This is a genomic window from Prochlorococcus sp. MIT 1318, assembly GCF_047304505.1.
In the GTDB taxonomy this organism is placed as follows: Bacteria; Cyanobacteriota; Cyanobacteriia; order PCC-6307; family Cyanobiaceae; genus Prochlorococcus; species Prochlorococcus marinus_D.
In genome coordinates this window covers 763,259-778,878 of the sequence record NZ_CP138958.1, presented here as the reverse complement: position 1 = coordinate 778,878, position 15,620 = coordinate 763,259, and the positions used below count along the sequence as shown (strand labels likewise).

The 15,620-nt window shown below is 43.6% G+C and carries 11 protein-coding genes; 7 read left to right on the top strand and 4 right to left on the bottom strand.

The features are described from left to right. Nucleotides 1-354: 354 nt before the first annotated feature. Together SIB66_RS03935 and SIB66_RS03930 are read right to left on the bottom strand one after the other, a co-directional pair. A complete protein-coding gene (locus SIB66_RS03935) occupies nt 355-1,188 on the bottom strand; it encodes a hypothetical protein (protein ID WP_063405992.1) in 834 nt (277 codons plus the stop codon). A gap of 304 nt (nt 1,189-1,492) precedes the next feature. After that, entirely contained in the window at nt 1,493-2,317 is an 825-nt protein-coding gene (locus tag SIB66_RS03930; RefSeq protein WP_063421764.1) for a hypothetical protein, read from the bottom strand. A gap of 1,015 nt (nt 2,318-3,332) precedes the next feature. Here SIB66_RS03930 and SIB66_RS03925 point away from each other — a divergent pair. Genes SIB66_RS03925 through SIB66_RS03910 form a run of 4 tightly spaced genes read left to right on the top strand, consistent with a single transcriptional unit; the run spans nt 3,333 to nt 7,382 of the window. After that, nucleotides 3,333-4,268, top strand: a complete 936-nt coding sequence (locus tag SIB66_RS03925; RefSeq protein WP_074164564.1) for a radical SAM/SPASM domain-containing protein — start codon at nt 3,333-3,335, stop codon at nt 4,266-4,268. Nucleotides 4,269-4,270: 2 nt separating this feature from the next. Then, nucleotides 4,271-5,185, top strand: coding sequence for a hypothetical protein (locus SIB66_RS03920; RefSeq protein ID WP_063405995.1), 915 nt, complete (start codon nt 4,271-4,273; stop codon nt 5,183-5,185). Further along, a complete protein-coding gene (locus SIB66_RS03915; RefSeq protein WP_413410255.1) occupies nt 5,178-6,245 on the top strand; it encodes a hypothetical protein in 1,068 nt (355 codons plus the stop codon). The genes SIB66_RS03920 and SIB66_RS03915 overlap by 8 nt, the downstream gene beginning before the upstream one ends. A gap of 6 nt (nt 6,246-6,251) precedes the next feature. Then, a complete protein-coding gene (locus tag SIB66_RS03910) occupies nt 6,252-7,382 on the top strand; it encodes a DegT/DnrJ/EryC1/StrS family aminotransferase (protein ID WP_063405997.1) in 1,131 nt (376 codons plus the stop codon). Between the two features lie 544 nt (nt 7,383-7,926). Here SIB66_RS03910 and SIB66_RS03905 read toward each other — a convergent pair. Both SIB66_RS03905 and psbZ read right to left on the bottom strand, forming a co-directional pair. Continuing rightward, nucleotides 7,927-8,469 carry a hypothetical protein gene (locus SIB66_RS03905; RefSeq protein ID WP_063405998.1) on the bottom strand — a complete coding sequence of 181 codons (543 nt, stop codon included), beginning with the start codon at nt 8,467-8,469 and terminating at the stop codon, nt 7,927-7,929. 270 nt (nt 8,470-8,739) lie between these two features. Beyond that, entirely contained in the window at nt 8,740-8,940 is a 201-nt protein-coding gene (psbZ, locus tag SIB66_RS03900) for a photosystem II reaction center protein PsbZ (protein ID WP_011129459.1), read from the bottom strand. Nucleotides 8,941-9,096: 156 nt separating this feature from the next. Here psbZ and mutS point away from each other — a divergent pair, with 156 nt between their 5' ends. From mutS to SIB66_RS03885, 3 genes are read left to right on the top strand one after another with little or no spacing between them, the layout of a single operon-like run. Beyond that, nucleotides 9,097-11,880: a DNA mismatch repair protein MutS gene (mutS, locus tag SIB66_RS03895; protein ID WP_063406000.1), complete on the top strand. Its 2,784-nt coding sequence runs from the start codon at nt 9,097-9,099 to the stop codon at nt 11,878-11,880. Between the two features lie 35 nt (nt 11,881-11,915). Then, nucleotides 11,916-12,695 (top strand): peptidylprolyl isomerase, encoded by a 780-nt coding sequence (locus tag SIB66_RS03890; RefSeq protein ID WP_413410254.1) that lies wholly within the window; start codon nt 11,916-11,918, stop codon nt 12,693-12,695. Continuing rightward, nucleotides 12,692-15,619, top strand: a complete 2,928-nt coding sequence (locus tag SIB66_RS03885; RefSeq protein ID WP_063421772.1) for a peptidase domain-containing ABC transporter — start codon at nt 12,692-12,694, stop codon at nt 15,617-15,619. Before SIB66_RS03890 ends, SIB66_RS03885 begins: the two co-directional genes overlap by 4 nt. The last annotated feature ends 1 nt before the right edge of the window (nt 15,620 follow it).

Here is a 15,620-nt window from a genome sequence, read left to right as displayed (position 1 = left end):
TTGTAATTAGAATTACTATCTAAATTAAATTATAAGTAGAGCTTTGGCTAAGGTACTGCTTTTATTCTTTATTATTGGTGATTTAAAATTGTCTAATAAAAAACACGGTAACTATTTTACAATATATAAATTGCTGTGATCAGAGAATGTCAAAATCGTGCAATTCTTCAATGCGCAGTAGATCATTTAGAGATCCAACTCAAAAATCTATTGGCAATAGAAAGTGATAAGATCAATCAAAATATCGATCCTGCATTGTTATCTATAAGAATTCAATAGATCTACAAAGGCTGTGAGTTTTATAACAAGATATCAGACTATTAATTTTACATCAAGAATATATTGGATGTAGCGTCAACGAATTATCGATCCAAGCAATGCTGCATGTCTCTTCGCAACAATACCATGAACATTGAGGAACCAAGCATAACTTCTTTCTCCTGGGAAAATACGATTACCTGTATGGAATGAGTAGATATCAGAAGCTGTTGGAGGAGATATCTCTTTGTAAGTTTCAATTTCTGCATAATTTTGAATATTAGAATTCCTAAGTGAAAAGAGTGATGATACGGATTTGTAGTCAAATATTCGGCGATCAAAATTGCATCTTTCCCAGCGAAAGCTTTTTAAATCTGATTTTGCTAAATTGCCAAAATTTAAAGGATAGTAGTAGTCTGGCTTCCCAACTAAAAGGGATAATGAGATATCTAACATATGCCTAAGCGAAAAAATAGTATCACGTGAGCCAAAAAATACGCGATCAGACTCAGTATAAATATAATCATCAGATATGTCTTTAGTGGTTTTAATGAGATCAACTAAAACATCCATATTAGGATAGAAATAATCTGGACGAAGCTTAAAGATGTTATTTATGCGCATTGAATATTTTCGTTCAATACATGAAGCGAGTTTCAGGCATTTGTTGAATTTATACCATTGGTACAAAAATTGATGTGGAAGTTGAGCTTGTTCTTTACCGGCTTTATTATGAGGAGTCAATATATAAACTAAAGCATGAGGGAAATCATAAAATATCTCCAAATTTGGAATGCAATAGTCCTCTGTGCATATTATTGCAAATGCATGCCCCTCAACAGCATGAAGAAGTGATTTAAAATCCGATAGGTTCTCCTTAACAAGGCCAGGCACTACAATAACATTATTAGGTATAGGGTCCAAAAGCATCCTTGCAGATTGAGACTGTGAGATAAGTATAATATCTTGTAGGTATCAATGTGGATACTCCCTAATATTTAGGTATATATATCTGTGATTAATCTCGAAAAGGATATGATCAAAATGTAAGTTCCTCAAAATTAAACATCAACAGGTAGATTAGTTTGTGTGCTTACATGTATAGTAAGCTTTACTATATCGGCAAGGTTATTTATTAATGCTACTTCTCCAATAATATCATTGGGCAGTTCTTGGTTATAAATTATTATAATTAAAGGATCTGTTCTGCTGAGTCAAATTATATTATTACTGATTAAAATATATTGGCCGAGTGCTTCCACAACAGAAAGCTTTCAGGATAAAGATTTGTAAGCTTAGTACGTAGTACTAATGATATCTGTGGGTCTGCTTCAATACTATTAATGTGAGGGACGTGAAAACCAGGCTTTGTAATGCCATCAATCTCTAGTCTATTTACCAAATGATTAATATTTTCGAGAGCGTAGTATTCATATTCAGGTATCTCAAGATATTGACGGAGGGAGTTGAACTCAAGGCCAGAAATGAAGAGGTTATTATAGGCATTGACCTGTGTCTGAGACCTAAGTGGTAATGGTGTAAGAAAATAATTTGGGTTAATGCTAGATAGCAATTCAATTGGATAATTATTCAAAGACATTGCAATGTTAGTATTATCAGGGCTGTCTGCATAAAAATTATCTGGAAGAATACAACTATATATATTATCACAAAGGCTAGAACGATTGCCTCTAGTGAATTCAATCTTCTCAGCAACTTTTAGAGACTTTTGATTTAATCCTTTAAAGCGAAATGGAATGCCGTGTTCGGAATCATCATTAAGACTTAAATTTCCTGCGGCTTTTATCCAAGATATAGACCTCTCCATAGGGTTTCTTAGGATTGTCAATCTGATATCGGATATCTTATATATAGAGCTCCAAAAATTAATTACTAGTTTACGATTAGCCAAAGAAGGTTGGTGAGTATGCCCAATCATGATTGCATTTGGTGAATTATCATATCTATGAAATGCCATGATTAATTCTTTATCTGACTTAATCAATCGAGAATTGATAATAATCAATTCTCCCTCAAAAGAGTTCTTGAAGTACTCCATCAAAGACGTACCTCCGCAACGAGATATATGATTAATAAAGATTTTCAAGGCCTAGTTCATTATTAGAAATAATTGTATCATGCCGTTAATTAGTCCTCTAAACAAGCCCTCAGAATAGCAAGGCTTTAGTAATGGTTACGATATATATTTTTTCAAATTAATGGACTAATCATCCCAAACATTCTTAGTTGATGGGATTTATAGCTTTAGCGTGATAATCGTTGAGAGGAAATCGAAGGCAAGCATTTTGTGCAAATTTATAGAGTGATCACAAGTTATCCCAAACGCTTTCTATAGCACTCTTAATATAAATCAAGAGGATCGGAGAAGATCGATCTCGAGTCATTTGGCAATGAAAGAATCAACCCAAAAAGTATTCTCAATAAGGAGTTGAGTTTACTTCAATTTTAGGCTAAATAACTAGAAATGAAAGCAATCTATAAAAATAATTTGTATTTGATAGGATATTGTATGCCAAGCAAATCAAACCGCTATTGATCCTATAAGTCTAACTTAGACACTTGCTATGCATACTAATTAAATTAAAGCTCGTGTAAATGATCTCTAATTATCAAGAGTCAAAATCAATCTGGTTAGAGGCAAATGTCCTAAATTAGTCAAATAATTTCGACAAGATCAAACTTTTGGCTTTAAGCAGAGAAGAGAAGTCGCTAATTCTGAACTATAGTCAAATCACAAAATAATCTGTGCTAAAAAGCTTATTATTAGTGAAATCCTTTGAAATCTATGATTTTGACCAGAATATCTATTTATTAGTATGTTGAACTCAACAGATCACTAAACTCTGATGTTAGCGCATTGTTTAAATAGAAGAATTAGTATAAACTTAATCTTAGGTCTAATGCTGCAGAGAAAGAAAGTATTTAATTATTATCCTATAGATAAATACTCTAACAGAAGCAACTTTTCAGTCCATCCTTTATGTTCTCTCCTGGCAATGGCGAAAGGGATGGGATGGGCTATAATAATTAAAGGGAAATTCTAGTTTTATTCAATGTTAAAAGATCTGCCTATTAAATATGTTTACCTTGAGACGACTAATCATTGTAATTTAGATTGTGTATTTTGCAATAGGCGTGAGGTTGTAAATTCACAAAACTTGCGTCATATGAGCATGAGTAAATGGAAGATTTGCCTGGATATCTTAAAAAACGAGCCTATTAGTGAAGCTAAATTAATGGGTCTTGGAGAACCATTTTTCCACCCTAATTTTGATGAAGTGACAATGCTTTTTAAAGAATATTTCCCAAATTGCTTTACTATTAGTGCAACTAATCTTCAGTATAAGGTTTCCAAGAAGTTCTTTAATGCCTCATCTTATTTGAATTTACTATATCTTTCAATCGATGGTTATGAGAAAACCTATGAAGAAGCACGGCCTGGTTCGAAATGGACTACGCTAATTAATTCACTTAATGAAATTGACACTTACTACAAATTAAATAGTGAAATGGTTAAGCCACGCTATGAAATCAATTTTGTAGCAACTGCCCAAAATGTTGAGTCATTAGAAGCAGTCTATAACCTTGTTGATCAATATGAGTTTATCGATGATATGAGAATAAATATTGCACAATGGTGGGGCGAAGAAAAAGAAATTGATCATACTCAGATCCAAAAAGTAAAAGAATACTTAATCCCATATTCTCACAAAGTTAAAGGAAAATCTCCATGGGATTTTAAGGACTGTTGGTGGCCAAGAGAGGGGATTTACATGACAGTCGATGGGAGTCTAAAAATATGCTGCATGAATACCTCCACTAAATCAGTTGGGAATATATTCATAGACAACCTTGATCAGCTAAGAAGTTCAGGACCAATAGCTGATTTAAGAGAATCACTTGCAAATAACAAGCAAGAAATAGATCATTGTAAATTCTGTTCATACAAAACATTAGAACCAATTCTAGCTAATGTCTTAGCCATCTAAGTATGCAGATAAAATCATTATCGAATGGATTAAGTGGAGCAGGTGTCGACTTATACCTAAGTGAAAAACAACTTTATGTAAAAAAGTACGTATTATCCTCTACTGGGATTTCAACCTTAATGCAACAAGCAGAGATTATGAAATCATGGAATAATTATTTAATAAGAATGCCATGCATTATTGCCTCTGGAAGCAATAATAGCCATCCTTTTTTCATAGATATGGAATATATAGAAGGTGACACTTTATGTCACTCTTTTGCGAACCCAAATGTTATGATTTCTCGCGATCATCATCTCTATAGAGAAATTTTAGTCAGCTACATGTTGGAATTAATAAATAAATCAAAATCCAATGTTGAATCAGATTTATATGAGCTAGCCATAAATAAGCTCAAGCTAATTACTAGTAATATTCAATCAAGGAATCTTGGAAAAATGGATGCCTTTAATCTATACCTTGTCTCTATTTTGGAAAATGATTTCCACAAGCATAGGGATAGTATTCAGCTCTTATCTTCTAATAGTAAGCACAATGCCGTGCATGGAGACTTGACACTGTCCAATATCATTGTCTCCAAAGGCAATATGGTATTCATAGACCCTATTCGTCATTACCTTAATAATAATATCTTAGCAGATTACTTCAAGCTAATCTTTGATCTGGAATTTGGACTATCTTTTCAAGTTGAGAGAAACTTTTTGCCAATCAAAACCTCCATTTCTCTTTTCATACTCAAAATGCATCAATCGCTAAAAGGAATATTTACTGATCGATTTATATCTCTTCCTGAAGTTGAGCATCTTTTTATAATGGTTGAAGCTTTGCGTGTATTACAATATTTAGATAGTCATTCAAAACTTGCTACATCACTTTCCTGCTATATTGAATCGAAACTAGGGAGAAATGATGCCTAGATCTACTCTAATTGCACCTTGTGCTGGGTCATCAAGTAGGTATGGTCCTGGTAAACCAAAATATTTGTATACTCTACCTAATGGTAAGCCGCTTTTCTATGAATCTCTAGCTCCTTTACTGAAAAACTATAATGATATTGCTTTTGGAGTATTGAAGGAGCACGATGAAGAATATCACGCTTCAACCATCATAGAACAGGTATTTTCAAAATTTTCAGATATAATCCCTAAAATTAAAATAATTGATCATACTCTTCGAGGACCTGCATATACTGTAAAAGTAATCATAGAATCACTATCAATAAAAGGGCAAGTTACGATTAAAGATTGTGATAGCCTATTTTCACTTCCGTCAGGCATAGAACTTTCAGGCAATAAAGTTTGTTTTGCAGATGCTAAAGAAAATAATATTGAAAGGCTTTGCTCTAAAAGTTCACTAGAGGTTGATTCTCAAAATAGAGTTCATAGAATAATTGAAAAAATGCTATTTTCTCCTTTAATTGCAGTTGGTGGTTATAGTTTCCAACATTCGTCTGAATTTCTAGAGGCCTTTAATGCTATCTCTAGTGAGACCCAGGGTGAAATATTTATTAGCCACGTAATTGAAAATATGATCGAATCAGGAATGCCGTTCTGGGCTCAAAAAGTTTCTGGTTTCAAAGACTTAGGGACTAAAAAAGACTTTATTTCATTTGCCAAGTCTTATTCATCTATATTCTGTGATATTGATGGAGTCATCTTCAAAAATAGAGGTATGTTTGGAACTAAAACATGGGCTGATAAGAGCGAGCCCTTATCCAGCAACATTAATTGTCTGCTTTCCCTTCAAGATAAGGGAGCTACTTTTATTTTTTCTACATCTAGATCTGAAGAGTATCGTGTCAAAACATTTAATGATCTTGTCGAACTTGGCTTTAAAAATTTCCAACTAGTGATGAATCTACCGCATTCACCAAGATTAATTATCAATGACTTTTCACATTCAAATCCCTATCCTAGTTGTTCATCAATATCAATTCTGCGTGATTCTGACCTTAATCACTATGTAGAAGGAACTTAGCTGTTTATGCCTTTAGCCCGCATTTTCGATTATTCCCTACCGGTCCATCTACAAGTTAAATTTCTTTTTGACTGTATCAAGATCATCAATAGAGGCTTTTTAACTAATGATCGGTTTGTAAAAAAATTTGAGACAAAGTTAGAGAAGCTCTATCTAGATAAAAAAGTTATTTGCACCTCCTCGGGGACTTCAGCATTACTAACAATGCTGTCATGTGTTTCTAAGCCCGGTGATCATATAATTTTACCTAATAATACTTTTATTGCTACGTGGCAAGCTGCAGCGGCACTGAATCTAATTATTCATGTAGTTGACACAAATGAGAGTGGCATTGGTATATGTCCCATATCTCTAGAAAGTACTCTTGACGAACTTAACTCAAGAAACATCCACCCTCTTGCGATTTTAGACGTTCACATTGGAGGCTTTATTTCTAAACATTGGGAAAAAGTATTGGCAATTTCAAATAAATATCATATTTTATACCTTGAAGATTCTGCACAAGCATTTAATGCTTTAACTATTTGCGGCAAACTAGCTGGATCTATCGGTCATATGGCGATTCATAGTTTTCATTTAACCAAAAATCTAACGGCTGGTGAAGGAGGTGCACTTATTTTGCACAAAAATGATATTCATCTAGCCAAAAGTTTTCGTCAGTTTGGTATGTGCTTAGATAATCCGCTTTTATTTAAATATCAAAGTCTGAACTCTAAGATGTCAGAGTTCATCGCTGCTTTTGGTGCCAGGAATCTAGAATGTGTTCATAATAAAATATTCAAGAGAAGGCAAATAATGAATAAATACAAATTACTTCTGGATCCTTCTAGGTATCAAGTCTATGACGACATCTTAATGGGATCATTTTCATCTTCATACAAGACAATAGTAAAAGTTGATGACAGTTATCTATACAATAAGATCATGAATTATTCAGACCAAATACCACTTACAGGTTACGTATATAAATATACATTAAATCAACAGCCTGTCGTGCTTAAAAGCTCTGATACATTTTTCCATGGCACTCTAAATAACTCTATAGGATTCTCCTGCTCTCACATATGCCCGCCTACCTACCCAGAATTAAGCCTAAGGAGAGTCGATTTAATATGTCAATTTCTTAACAAGATATAAGATCAATTGGAACAATATTCCTGCCTCTTTTATGCACTCTGCTCTACGCTATGAGCTAAATGCTATTAACTTCTTAATATGCATAGACATGCCTACTTGACTTTTAGTATTCATTTGACAAATAAGTTGATGTGAAAACAAGCTTTATATTTAGTGAATTTTCAGTGCAACTAACTGGCCGTAAGCTAATATTCAATTAAGCAATGGTGCGTATATGATTTACGAGGTTTGATGAAAAGAAATTAACGGCCCACTGTCCTCGATTAAAGCCTAGACTTGTTTGAATTCATGCACAAAATGCTCAGCAGATAATACACTAATCAAGGGTGATTTCTCGTCCTACTGAATGTGGCAGTTATTCGTCAAATCTCACAATTAATACTGTTCAAAATCTATAGCATAAGGTCAATAATCAATTGTCAATAGCTTTTTAATGTCTACGGCAGACTCATCAATGAGCTGCAATTGCACATCTCAATCCAGAACTTCTATGTAATCAACAGAATGGTAGGCCACTCAAGTATCAGGGCGGCTTGCTTAATCATTAGCTCAACGTCGGCACCGCCCTAAGCATTCGCAAGACATAGCCAACTCTGTTCTGATGCTGATAAGCCTCCGCTTCTTGCCTAGACCCAGTGAGCTCTATAAGCTCAGCGGAGGCAGGCCAAGCCAACGTCGGCACGCCCCTGAGATCGCCGTGAATATGCTGCAGCACATGAATGAACTCATGGCTGATCAACTTGCATCGCACCTCAGCACTCATCGGTCTTGGTTTCAAGGTGATCGTTCCAAAACGGCCAGGTTCTGCACGGTAAGTACCATCTTTACCCTTCAATTGAGGAGTACCTGAAATGACCTTGATACCAAGACGCTGTCCTTCCACTAGCAAATCCTGATCAAGTGAAGGGTCCTGATCACAAGTTATGCCCGTTCCAGGAGGAGGCACAGTCAAGTCAGGAAGTGGTTGTTGCTTCTCCTTCTGAATCAACACCTCAGCCGAATGAGGAGATTTAGAAGTAACCGCCAATCGCCAGCTGCCTATCAACAACACACTGAGGGGCAACGCCAACGGCAATAAGCTACGCATGCCTAATGATCAAGGGTGCAAGTGCGACATCCACATCAACTAGGGCAACCACCAGAAAAAGACCACACTGCTCAGGGAGTATGGGCCCCAAAGGAAGCTGTCGCTCAGCAGGCCATTCTTTAGACGGAAACCAGGAAGCAAACAAGCAACCAATCCAAAGGGAGTGATCGTGATCAGCCAATGACAAATCAAGGAAGCTGGCTAAATCAAGCCACCCTTTAAGGATGTGCTTCCCCAAAGCGGTCCAAGATCAAGCTTCAAGTGATGGACTCAAACCACCAAGAAGCTGATTGCTCCGTTGAGCAAAACAAGGTGGAACCAAACCCCACCAATGATTTCGATCTTTTTGATTTCAGGGTTGCGGCGATCGCCTGGGTTTTTTTGGGTTGCATAAAGCACTGGAATCCCAACAACCAAAAGCAATGATGCGAACAACAGGGCGTTCACAGCGATGTCGGAAATGATCTGCATGGAGTTGAGGCGGCGGAGCCAATGCTCTGATCTTTGAAAATTCTCCCATGAGGGCGAGACTTCTCATGAAAAGGCCGCTGCGGGTGTCGCGAGGCTTCACATCCTGCTAAGCACACCAGCCTTACGATGCCATTTCTGTACTGGCAGGATTCGCCGATGGCTGCCAACGCTGAGTCGTTACAAGGCAGTCTATTTGGTGATCTGGAGCCGCAGTCCAACGCTGAAGGCTGCGAAGAAACCATTAGAGGGGTTCTGCGTATCGATCTCTCTGATCAAGAACTCGTCGACGAATCACTGAGAAGGCCCCGCAATCGACATAAGCCAACATCCGTTCCAAACATCCCACTTGATTCTGAAAGCCAAGAGCAACTCGAAACAGCAGGTCAAGACAACGATCTGCCCACCTGGGCACACCACAGCCTTGTTGACCCTGAACAGCTCACCCCAATGCTGCGTCACTACGTGGAACTCAAGACCAAACATCCCGAAAGGATCTTGCTCTACAGACTCGGCGATTTTTTTGAATGCTTTTTTGAAGATGCCATTCAGCTCTCAAGGCTGTTAGATCTGACTCTCACGGGCAAGGAAGGAGGCAAAGGGATCGGCCGTGTGCCGATGGCAGGCGTCCCCCACCATGCTGCAGAGCGCTATTGCGTCGAATTAATCCGACACGGTTTAAGTGTGGCCCTTTGTGACCAACTGGAAACAACTCCGAGCAAAGGCACACTACTCAAACGTGACATCACCAGGGTGCTCACCCCAGGCACGGTGCTTGAAGAAGGCATGCTTACAGCTCGTCGCAACAATTGGTTAGCAGCTGTTGTTGTTGAGCCAGCCCAGGGCAACCGACCGTTTTGCTGGGGTCTAGCCAACGCAGATGTCAGCACAGGCGAATTCCTGGTCACACAACGAGAGGGGAGCGCTGAGCTGCACCAACACCTTGCTCAGCTCGAGGCTTCGGAACTGCTCATAGCTCAACAGATCGGAGAAAGCATTAGGCCTGCCTGGTGTCCAGAGCAGTTGTTCCTGACAGCGATAGCCAACACACCCTTCAGTCAGCCAGAGGCCGAGCGGGCCCTGCTCGGGCATTACCGGCTCAGCACACTCGACGGTCTAGGGCTGAAAGAGGTGCCCTTAGCACTAAGGGCCGCCGGCGGACTGCTGACTTATCTAAGGGACACCCAACCCCTTGCTGAAAACGTCGATGAAGGCATCGCCCCGATGCCCCTGGAACATCCGCTCACAGTCTTCGCCGGCGATGCCTTAGTACTCGACGCCCAAACCCGACGCAACCTAGAACTAACTAGCACCCAACGGGATGGCCAATTCCAAGGATCCCTTCTTTGGGCCGTAGACCGTACCCTCACTGCCATGGGAGCCCGCTGCCTGCGCCGCTGGATCGAGGCCCCCCTCCTAGACAGCAAAGCCATCCGCGCCCGTCAAGCGGTGGTGAACCATCTCGTGGAGACACGCTCCCTGCGGCATTCACTTCGACGCTTGCTGCGACCGATGGGAGATCTAGAACGGCTAGCCGGCAGGGCAGGCGCCGGTCATGCTGGTGCCCGCGAACTCGTGGCTATCGCCGATGGCATTGAACGATTACCACGGCTAGCAGAGCAACTACACAATGCATTGAGCTCTGCCCCACACTGGCTCGACAACTTGCTGACTCTGGATAAGAGCCTGCCAAAGCTGGCGGCGAGTATCCGCGAGCAATTGATCAACAACCCACCGCTCAGCCTCAGCGAGGGAGGCCTCATACACGACAACGTCGATCCGCTGCTGGATGGCCTACGCAATCAACTGGATGACCAAGACAACTGGCTTGCAGGTCAGGAAGTCCAAGAACGAAAACTCAGTGGCAACCCTAATCTGCGCCTGCAATACCACCGAACCTTCGGCTACTTCCTAGCCGTAAGCAAAGCCAAGGCTTCCATGGTGCCGGACCACTGGATCCGCCGGCAGACCCTGGCCAACGAGGAACGCTTCATTACTCCAGATCTCAAAACCCGGGAAGGGCAGATCTTCCAGCTCAGAGCAAGGGCTTGCCAACGGGAATACGAACTGTTCTGCCAGTTGCGCGAGCAAGTGGGAAAACAGGCAACTTCAATCCGTAAAGCAGCCCGGGCCGTGGCAGGACTCGATGCGCTAGTCGGCCTAGCAGAAGTAGCCGCCACTGGAGACTATTGCTGCCCAGAAATCGATAACAGCAGAGAACTACAGCTCAAAACCTGCAGACACCCAGTGGTGGAGCAACTACTGGTAGAGAGATCCTTCATCCCTAACGATGTAGAACTTGGCAAGGACATTGACCTCGTCGTACTCACCGGCCCAAACGCCAGTGGCAAAAGCTGCTACCTGCGTCAAATCGGCCTCATACAATTGCTAGCCCAGGTGGGTAGTTGGGTGCCTGCAAATCAGGCCCGTGTTGGCATCGCAGATCGCATCTTCACCCGCGTCGGCGCCGTCGATGACCTAGCGGCAGGACAATCCACCTTCATGGTGGAAATGGCAGAAACAGCCAACATTCTCCATCACGCCAGCGATCGTTCCTTGGTGCTTCTCGATGAGATTGGACGGGGCACCGCCACCTTTGATGGCCTTTCGATTGCCTGGGCGGTGAGCGAACACCTGGCAACAGATCTAAGAAGCCGCACTGTGTTCGCGACCCACTATCACGAACTCAATGGGCTGAGCCAAGAATTGGCCAATGTCGCCAATTCTCAAGTTTTGGTGGAGGAAACAGGCGACGACCTGGTGTTCCTGCATCAGGTGGCCGCAGGTGGTGCAAATCGCAGTTACGGCATTGAAGCCGCCCGTCTAGCTGGTGTGCCGGATGACGTGGTGCAACGAGCACGGCAGGTGTTAGCTCAGCTCCAAGACGATGACTCATCTCTGCAAGCCCTGCCAAGCGCGAAAACAATCAGAAGACAATGCTGAGAGCCTTTCGCCTGCAACGGATCAACTAGCCTCAATTGGCGCCCAAGGACATCGTGGACGACCTCCAAGAGACCGTTCGGGAGAGCCTCCACAAGCTCCCTAAAGACATTGTGGTTCTGCTTCGCAGTAAAAACCTGTTGAGGTCACTCGTGCAGAGGATGGTCATTGATCAAGCCTGCGCAGCTGTTCAGTTACCCGCAGAAAAACTGGATCAGGCGATTGCGAGTTTCTGCGAGCAGCATGGGCTAAGTGATGAGGAACGTCTCGAGCGATATCTCTTTCATCAAGGTCTGATCAAGCCAGACCTCATTCATCAACTCGGGATCCCTTTGAAAGTTCAATATTTAAGTCTGAAAGAATTCAGCGCCAAGGCCGAAGCACACTTCCTCAAACGTAAAGAAGAGCTCGATCAATTCACCTACAGCTTGCTCCGAGTGGAGGATTCTGATCTAGCCCATGAGCTTTACCTCCAGATCGAAGCAGGAGAAGCCGATTTCACGGTGCTGGCAACAGAACATTCCCAGGGCAGAGAAAGAGCGTCCCACGGCCTCGTAGGGCCTGCAAGTCTAGGTAGAGCCCATCCCCTGCTTCGCCAACGCTTACGCACAGCAACCCCAGGGGTCTTACTGGAGCCTTTCAAAATCGAGCAATGGTGGGTAGTCACGCGGCTTGAAGAGCGGCAACTCGCCACATTTGACTCCAACATGCAAAAACGCATGGCGATCGAATTATTCGATAGCTGGATTGAGCAACAAACCAATCAACTGATCTCAGCTGTTCGCGGCGATCAATTTGAGACTGGTGCCCTCACATGACACTGGCGAATCTGAATCACCCCCTTGCTGCACTGCAAAATGCTTTACAGATCAAAGGTGAGCGGCTGAAGTTTCAAATCGGTCAATCCCTATGCGAAGAAAATTATCTCCCTGGTCATGTGTTGCTGATCGAAAGCGGCACCGCCCGTCTGCTTGGTAACAGTGATGGTCGCTTGACCACACGCATCAAACTTGAATCCGGCTCCTTGATCGGAGCAGTCTCTCTATTAAGAGGTGAATCTTGCGAAGCCGTACGAGCTGCAACAGAGCTTGTGGCTTGGAGCATCACAGACGCAACCTTCCAACAGCTCTACAACTCTGAAAAAGACATTCGAGACTGTTGTGAGGCTTACCTCTGGGACGCTGAAATCGCTGCCCTTCTCCAGGGGATCCGTGCAAGCACACCCAAGAACCACCATTCCCTGGAGGCATGGCTGAAGATGCTCGGCCCTCTGGCCACATTGATGCGCGCGAATAACGATGAAGCAGAAGCAGCCCTAAACAATGGCAAACGTCTATTCCTCGCCTCGTCGATACCCAGCTGCCCGATCAACACTGAGCTGGACTCAATCGCAGCAATTCGCGAGTTAAGCAAACCCCAATCTGGTTTCTGCCTAAGGCTGATTGCCCTACCAGCCGACTCGCTAGCCACTCTGCTCAGACCAGCAGTCGATAGCAAGAGCAATGCAGCTCTGCAGAACGAAGAAGAGACCCCTGAGACAGCACTGTCACTCGCACCATCAAGACCACCCGTCAGCAGCCTCAATAGCCACTCAAGCTCCGAAGACTTCTTCGTTGGCGGTCAAGGCCCTCTCCAAGAAACCCTGGCCTGCTTCCAGATGCTGGCCAAGCTGATGAAGCTGCCATTCAGACGCGACTCTATCGAGAAAATGCTGCGTGACAGTCTGCGCCGCGGCCAAACTCCCACCCTGCGGATGTGCGGCCAGATCGCAGCCGGACTTGGCTTACACGTTGCCGGAGCCAAGGTACCAGCCTTGATGGGCACTCGCTTACAGACGCCCACCTTGGTGCCATGGAAGCAAAGCTTTGCTCTAGTAACACGCAGCGATCAACTAGGCCTCACCCTGGCCTCACCAAGCGAGGGTTTTATCAAGCTAGATCCGAGTCAGCTGGAGGAAGCCTTTCCTGAAGGCATCGAATTGCTGCTCCTCGACCGTTCCAACACCACTCCTGAGCAGGCCTTTGGACCAAGTTGGTTCTGGCCAGCACTGCAGCGCTATCGGGGTGTCTTAATCCAAGTTTTGATCGCCGGTTTCGTGGTCCAGCTCTTCACGCTGGCCAACCCCCTGTTGATCCAAGTCATCATCGATAAGGTCATCAATCAACGCAGCCTTGACACACTGCAGATCCTTGGCTTTGCCCTTGTCATCGTGACTGTGCTTGAAGGTGTGTTGGGCAGTCTCAAAACCTTTCTCTTCGCTGAAACCACCAACCGCATCGACCAACGCCTAGGCGCTGAAGTGATCGACCACCTACTGCGCCTACCACTGAGCTATTTCGACAAACGCCCAGTTGGCGAATTGGGCTCAAGGGTCAGCGAACTGGAGAAAATCCGCAACTTCCTCACCGGCCAAGCATTGACAACCCTGCTTGATGCTGCCTTCTCTGTGATCTATGTGGTGGTCATGGTGATCTACAGCTGGCTGCTGACACTGATTGCCTTGGCTGTATTACCAATTCAGGTCGGACTCACACTGCTGGGAGCACCTCTTTTCCGGCGTCAATTCCGACAAACTGCCGAGGAAAATGCCAAGACTCAAAGCCACCTGGTTGAGGTGCTAACAGGCATCCAAACAGTGAAAGCTCAGAACGTAGAAATGATCAGCCGTTGGAAGTGGCAAGAGCGTTACGGCCGCTACATCAGCCGAAGCTTCGAAAAAACAATTAGTGGCACCGCCCTAAGCCAAACCAGTCAGGTGCTTCAAAAAATCTCCCAATTACTTGTTCTTTGGGTAGGCGCAAGCATGGTTTTGGCTGGAGAGCTAACCCTGGGACAACTGATCGCCTTTCGCATCATTTCCGGCTATGTCACCCAACCGCTGCTAAGGCTCTCAACCATCTGGCAGAGCATCCAAGAACTGCGGGTGAGTTTTGAGCGTCTTGCGGATGTGATCGACACCCCCCAAGAATCAAATGACCTCGATAAAGGCAAAGTTCCACTGCCACCGCTTGAAGGAGATGTGAGCTTTGAAGATCTCAACTTCAGCTTCAGCAAATCAACAGCACCAGTTCTGAAAGACATCAACCTAAACATCAAGGCCGGTACCTTTGTGGGCATCGTGGGTCAGAGCGGAAGCGGCAAGAGCACATTGGTCAAGCTGCTGCCTCGTCTCTATTCCCCAGATCAAGGCCGCATCCTCATCGACGGCTATGACATCGACAAAGTGGAGCTCTACTCCTTACGACGTCAGATCGGGATCGTGCCGCAAGATCCTCTGCTGTTCTCAGGCTCGATCAGCGAAAACATAGCCCTCACCCAGCCTGATGCCGATAACGACGAAATCATCATGGCTGCAAAATTGGCAGTCGCCCACGATTTCATCATGACGCTACCGAGCGGCTACAGCACGCCGGTGGGTGAAAGGGGCTCCTCCTTGAGCGGAGGTCAACGTCAACGGATCGCTATCGCTCGAACGCTCTTAGGCAATCCCAAACTTCTGGTAATGGACGAAGCCACCAGCGCTCTTGATTACGAAACCGAACGCAAAGTTTGCGACAACCTCGTCAACGCCATGCATGACTGCACGGTTTTTTTCATCACCCACAGGCTCTCCACTGTTCGTCGAGCCGACCTGATTGTGGTGATGCATCAAGGGGCAATCGTGGAAATGGGCACTCACGAAGCCTTGATGGAAAAACGAGGTCGGTACTACGCCCTCTATCGCCAGCAGGAGTCGAGCTGAA

What these genes read in the sequence shown, in the direction of transcription:
- SIB66_RS03905 (WP_063405998.1), bottom strand. Translation starts at nt 8,469, where the DNA reads ATGCGTAGCTTATTGCCGTTGGCGTTGCCCCTCAGTGTGTTGTTGATA.
- SIB66_RS03920 (WP_063405995.1), top strand. Translation starts at nt 4,271, where the DNA reads ATGCAGATAAAATCATTATCGAATGGATTAAGTGGAGCAGGTGTCGAC.
- psbZ (WP_011129459.1), bottom strand. Translation starts at nt 8,940, where the DNA reads ATGCAGATCATTTCCGACATCGCTGTGAACGCCCTGTTGTTCGCATCA.
- SIB66_RS03915 (WP_413410255.1), top strand. Translation starts at nt 5,178, where the DNA reads ATGCCTAGATCTACTCTAATTGCACCTTGTGCTGGGTCATCAAGTAGG.
- SIB66_RS03885 (WP_063421772.1), top strand. Translation starts at nt 12,692, where the DNA reads ATGACACTGGCGAATCTGAATCACCCCCTTGCTGCACTGCAAAATGCT.
- SIB66_RS03910 (WP_063405997.1), top strand. Translation starts at nt 6,252, where the DNA reads ATGCCTTTAGCCCGCATTTTCGATTATTCCCTACCGGTCCATCTACAA.
- SIB66_RS03930 (WP_063421764.1), bottom strand. Translation starts at nt 2,317, where the DNA reads ATGGAGTACTTCAAGAACTCTTTTGAGGGAGAATTGATTATTATCAAT.
- mutS (WP_063406000.1), top strand. Translation starts at nt 9,097, where the DNA reads ATGGCTGCCAACGCTGAGTCGTTACAAGGCAGTCTATTTGGTGATCTG.
- SIB66_RS03935 (WP_063405992.1), bottom strand. Translation starts at nt 1,188, where the DNA reads ATGCTTTTGGACCCTATACCTAATAATGTTATTGTAGTGCCTGGCCTT.
- SIB66_RS03925 (WP_074164564.1), top strand. Translation starts at nt 3,333, where the DNA reads ATGTTAAAAGATCTGCCTATTAAATATGTTTACCTTGAGACGACTAAT.